The sequence below is a fragment of the Kluyvera cryocrescens NBRC 102467 genome, assembly GCF_001571285.1.
GTDB lineage: Bacteria > Pseudomonadota > Gammaproteobacteria > Enterobacterales > Enterobacteriaceae > Kluyvera > Kluyvera cryocrescens.
On sequence record NZ_BCTM01000069.1, the window covers coordinates 1 to 5,148 of the forward strand.

General features: G+C 49.3%; 5 protein-coding genes. All 5 read left to right on the plus strand.

Annotated features, from left to right (window positions below; genetic code table 11):
• Window positions 1-180: 180 nt before the first annotated feature.
• The 5 genes from KCR01S_RS23385 to KCR01S_RS23405 all read left to right on the plus strand — a co-directional run bounded on the left by KCR01S_RS23385 (window position 181) and on the right by KCR01S_RS23405 (window position 5,071).
• Window positions 181-555: a hypothetical protein gene (locus KCR01S_RS23385; protein ID WP_061285246.1), complete on the plus strand. Its 375-nt coding sequence runs from the start codon at window positions 181-183 to the stop codon at window positions 553-555.
• Window positions 556-572: 17 nt separating this feature from the next.
• Complete coding sequence (locus KCR01S_RS23390) at window positions 573-2,336, plus strand: polysaccharide biosynthesis/export family protein (protein ID WP_061285247.1); 1,764 nt, start codon at window positions 573-575, stop codon at window positions 2,334-2,336.
• A gap of 111 nt (window positions 2,337-2,447) precedes the next feature.
• Window positions 2,448-3,191, plus strand: coding sequence for an ABC transporter permease (locus KCR01S_RS23395; protein WP_244886227.1), 744 nt, complete (start codon window positions 2,448-2,450; stop codon window positions 3,189-3,191).
• 12 nt (window positions 3,192-3,203) lie between these two features.
• Window positions 3,204-3,854, plus strand: a complete 651-nt coding sequence (locus KCR01S_RS23400) for an ABC transporter ATP-binding protein (RefSeq protein ID WP_061285248.1) — start codon at window positions 3,204-3,206, stop codon at window positions 3,852-3,854.
• 14 nt (window positions 3,855-3,868) lie between these two features.
• On the plus strand, window positions 3,869-5,071 hold the full coding sequence (locus KCR01S_RS23405; RefSeq protein WP_061285249.1) for a sugar transporter: 1,203 nt from the start codon (window positions 3,869-3,871) through the stop codon (window positions 5,069-5,071).
• Window positions 5,072-5,148: the final 77 nt, after the last annotated feature.

The following is a 5,148-nucleotide window of genomic DNA, read 5'->3' on the forward strand; positions in this document are numbered from 1 at the left end:
GGAAATGTCCATTTCCGTGCGGTAGCTTACCATTTTTTTGGATTTTCTTACTTAACACCTGCGTTTTTGTTGCTCCTGCACCTGCAAGATTTCTCAACTGCTTCGCTATTAAAATCAGTTGAATACCATCAAAGTTTTATTTCACATTCCAGTTATTGCATTGTTGGAAAATATTGATCTATGAAGAACGCAACTCGCCTTCTGGTGATTTCGCTCGCCCTCATGTTGAGCGGCTGTGCATATTCCCCGAAGCAGGTTGAAGCATCCCGACCGCTTGTGAATCAGACTGCTTCTACCGACCTCCAGGCTATGGCAGCCAATCTGCAACAACCTCTGAACACCCTGCCGCAGGGCGCCGCGCTCAGCGCCAATGGCAATACCTATATTCTGGGCCAGCGTTATGTCTCCGCCCTGGGGCTGGAATGCATAGAACTGCTGCGTGATCGCAACTACAACCAGTCGCAGCACGGTGTGACCTGTAAGAACGGTGACACCTGGTATCTGGTACCGCAGCTGGAACAGGCTTCCGCCAGTAACCTGCTTGCCGTGCAATAATTTTGAAGAGAAATGTTGTGAAGATAACGAATTTTCGGCAATTGAGTGCCGTCCTGTTACTGGCCTGCGTCTCCTGCGCCTCTTTCGCCGCCCCCACCCAGCAAGAAGCCCAGGCATTTGGGATGAACACCCCGGCAGACAACGGCGATGGCCGACTGCAGCTTGGCGGCGAGCAAGCGATGAGCGGCCAGGCAAACACCTCCTCCACCACCGGGACTTTCGCACAGCAAAACCGCCAGGGCATGTTATTGCCGGGCGAGTCTGATGTGCGTAAATTACTGCCGCAGTCCGAGTCCGGGCTCCTCCCTCCATACGGTGCCAACCTGTTTGCCGGTGGTTATGAAACCGAGCGCAGCGACGGCTTAAACGATAATTACCTGATCGCCCCCGGCGATAAGCTGAATATCTGGATCTGGGGCGCAGTCAATTTTTCCAACGTCGTGACCGTCGATAATCAGGGCAATATTTTTATTCCCGATGTCGGGCCGATTAATGTCAAGAATGTGGCGGCCAGTAAGGTTAATAACCTGGTTACCAGCCATATCAGCGAAGTTTTCACCAATAACGTTAATGTTTACGTTAATTTACTTACCGCGACGCCGGTCAGTGTATATGTCACCGGACCCGTCATTCGTCCGGGACAATATGCCGGACAATCTTCCGACAGCGTTTTATATTTCCTGAAACGCGCTGGCGGCATCGACTCCGACCGCGGAAGCTATCGTCATATTAAAGTATTGCGCCAGAACCGCGTGATCCAGCAGATCGACCTGTATGAGTTTATGCAGCAGGGCAAAATGCCGAAGCTGTCCCTCAAAGATCAGGATGTGATTCTGGTTGAACCCCAGGGGCCGATGATCAACGTGGCGGGTAAAGTGCGTAACCCGTTCCGCTTCGAGCTGAAGAACAGCACCGCGCTCGGCTCAGAGCTGATCGACTACGCCCTGCCCCTCGCCAAGGTGAGCCACGTGGGCGTGATTGGCGATCGCGCCAGTGGCCCGTTCTCGGTCTATATGCCCTATAAAGATTTCGACCGCATTCAGCTGAGCGACGGCGATAAAGTGCTGTTCAACGACGACCTGCATGCGCAGGTGTACGATGTGCAGGTGATGGGCAGCTATCGCGGGCCATCCTACTTCACCGTGCGTAAAGAGACCCGTCTGCACGATCTGCTGAACCACATCCCGATTGACCCGAACATGGCGGATTACGGCTCGATCTACATCATGCGTAAGAGCGTGGCCGCGCGGCAGAAAGAGATGCTGGAAGACTCCCTCAACCGTCTGGAGCGCAGCGTCTTTACCGCGCCTGCCAGCTCTGACGGCGAGGCCTCCATTCGCACCAAAGAGGCCGAACTGGTGATGCGCTTTGTGGAAAAAGCCCGCAAGATCCAGCCGCTGGGTAAAGTGGTGGTGTCGGATAAAGGCGTGATCGCCAACATCCTGCTGGAACAGGGCGACCAGATTGTGATCCCGAACAAAACCGACCTGATTCAGGTGGGTGGCGAAGTGATGATGCCGCAGGCGGTGGTCTACAACAAAAACGCCAGTCTGGAAGACTACGTAGCCTGGGCGGGCGGCTATACCGACCGTGCGAACGACAAGCGCATTGCCGTGGTGCATGCCAACGGGCTGATGGAGTTTAAAGACGGTGGCGATGTGATGCCGGGCGATCAGATTCTGGTCATGCCGAAAGTGGACAGCAAAATGATGCAGTCCATCAAGGACATCACCCAGGTCATCTATCAGGTTGCTGTGGCGGCCAACGTGGTCCTGAACTAACCCTCAATGCGGGCTCGCCCCCTCGCGGGCCCGTTCTGTGATATCGGCCTTCTTATGCTTAAACCTGTTCTCAACCAGACGCCCCGCAGCTCGTTCCAGGTGCTGAGGGATGTGACGTTTGGTCTGCTTATTCGTGAACTGAAAACGAGATTTGGGAGCTACCGGCTGGGGTATGCCTGGGCGCTGCTGGATCCGTTGTTGATGATTGGTGCGTTTAGTTTGATTTTTGGTATGCGCGGGCATAGCGGATTTGGCGGGGCACCGGCGCCACTGTTTATTACTGCAGGCTACTTACCATTTATTTTTTTTAAAAACGTAGTTAGCAAACTGCAATCCGCAGTTAATGCTAATATGGGACTGTTTTGTTACCGACAGGTGACACCATTTGCCACCTTTATTTCCCGATTTATTCTAGAAACAATTATTGGCATGGTTGTCGGAGGTATTTTGGTATTAGGGTTATTATGGTTTGGTTTTGACGCCATTCCCAATGATCCCTTGCAAGTCATCCTTTGCTATTTTTTGTTAATGATATTTTCCTTCTCGTTGGGCATTGTCTTTTGCGTAGTATGCAATTTATTTCAGGAAGCTAATAAATTCCTTGACTTGCTAATGATGCCACTGATGTTTATCTCTTGCGTCATGTTTCCTCTAGCAAGTATACCAGCACAATATCAAAACTGGTTTTTATGGAATCCGCTAGTAAATGCCCTTGAATTGATTCGAGCTGGTTGGATTGCTGGATATGTGAGTCCGAATGTTAGCGGGAAATATTTATTCGGTGTAACACTTGTGCTGCTGACCTTTGCCATGAGTTGCTATCGCCTGAGCCATCGCCGCCTGATTGCCAGTTAAAGCGGGAAAAGCATGATTATTTTAGATAACGTCACTAAGTATTATCCCACTAAATTTGGCCGCAACTATGTGCTGCGCGATGTGAGCATCACTTTACCACGCGATCGCAATATCGGTATTTTAGGTACTAACGGGGCGGGTAAATCTACCTTACTCCGCCTGTTAGGTGGAATGGATATGCCCAATAAGGGTAAGGTCACCCGCCACTGTCGCGTTTCCTGGCCACTCGCATTGAATGGGGGTTTTCAGGGCAGCATGACCGGGCGAGAGAATACCCGCTTTATTTGCCGAATCCATGGGGTGCGCGACACGAAGGAAATAGAAGAATGGGTAAAAGAATTTGCAGAAATAGGCCAGCATTACGAGTTGCCAATTAAAGGGTACTCCAGCGGCATGAAATCAAAGTTTTCTTTTGCCGTAAGTATGGCTTTTGACTTCGAAATCTACTTGACCGACGAAATTATGTCGGTAGGAGATGCCCGTTTCAAACAAAAATGTATTGATGTATTTAACCAGAAGCGCGAAACCGCCAGCCTAATAATGGTCTCGCACGATATGAAGAACTTACGTCAACAATGCGAGATGGGCATTTTACTGCGTAACGGCATTCTTGAGGTGTTTGAAAATATTAACGATGCCATCCGAATTTACGAGAATTTGTAATAAGCCAATATAACATGACCCAGCCAACTCGCTTAAATAAAGCATCAGGTATGATGCGCAAGCTACACAAGTTAAAAACCAAACCGAAACATTTTATTGTCGATTCTAGCGGCTTTCGCCTTGCCCAGCGCTCCTGGAAAAAAAGCCTTAAACTTGGGAGCTTTATGTGGGTGGTAGCCTGCTTTGCTGTCGCCGTAATCTATTTTGGTTTGATTGCTTCAGATCGCTATGTTAGCCGAGCAGAGCTAGTGGTGAAACAAGCCGATCAGATCAAAATGCTGCCTGATGCTCTATCGATGCTTGGAATTGGCGGCAGTAACCACGAAGATATCCTTTTAATACAAGATTATCTTAAATCCCCGGATCTACTTTCCAAACTTGATAAGGAACTGGGGCTTAAAGCCCATTACCAGAGCCACAAGGTGGACTATTTTTCTCGTCTACCAGCTGACGTCAGTCGGGAACAGTTCATTGAGTATTATCGTAATCATCTTACATTACGTTTAGATGACATCTCCGGCGTACTAACAATTGAGTTTCAGGCGTTTGACCCCGCCTATGGTCAGCGCGTAGTCGGTCTAATGCTTAAAGAGTCGGAAGGCTTTATTAATAAACTTGGTCATCAGGTAGCGCTGGAACAATTGGCTTTTGTTGAAAAAGAGGTCGATCGGGCTTATCAACGTGTACAGGATGAGAAGGCCAAAGTGCTCGCATTTCAGAACAGCCATCAGCTGATAAGTCCAGAATCAACCAGCACAGCCCGCTTAGGCGTAGTGAGCCAGATAGAGGGTGAACTGGCGCGTCAGCAAGCACAACTGAAGCAGTTACAAAGCTATATGAAGGAAACGGCACCTGCCGCCATTTCTGTGAAAGCCAGAGTAGAAGCTCTGACGGAACAACTAGAGCAGGAAAAAGGCCGACTGACTGGTACAGATAAAGATGCCATGAATGAAGTCACCGCTAGCTATATGGATGTGAAAACCCAGGCGACCTTGGCTGCGGACCTTTACAAAAGCGGACTAATAAGCCTGGAACAAGCTCGGGTTGAAGCATACCGCAAACTCAAACATCTGCTAGTAGTGAGCCAGCCTACACTTGCTGAAGATGCCGAATATCCTCGTCGCCTTTATAATCTGGCAACCATAGGCGTGCTCCTGTGTCTGCTGTATGGGCTGATCATAATGGGTCTCGCGACATTACGCGAACATCAAGACTAGAAGAATAGTTACTTCATTATTAGCAACTTAAATATAAAATTAGTGCAATAAAGCGACACTGATTACATATTCTACAC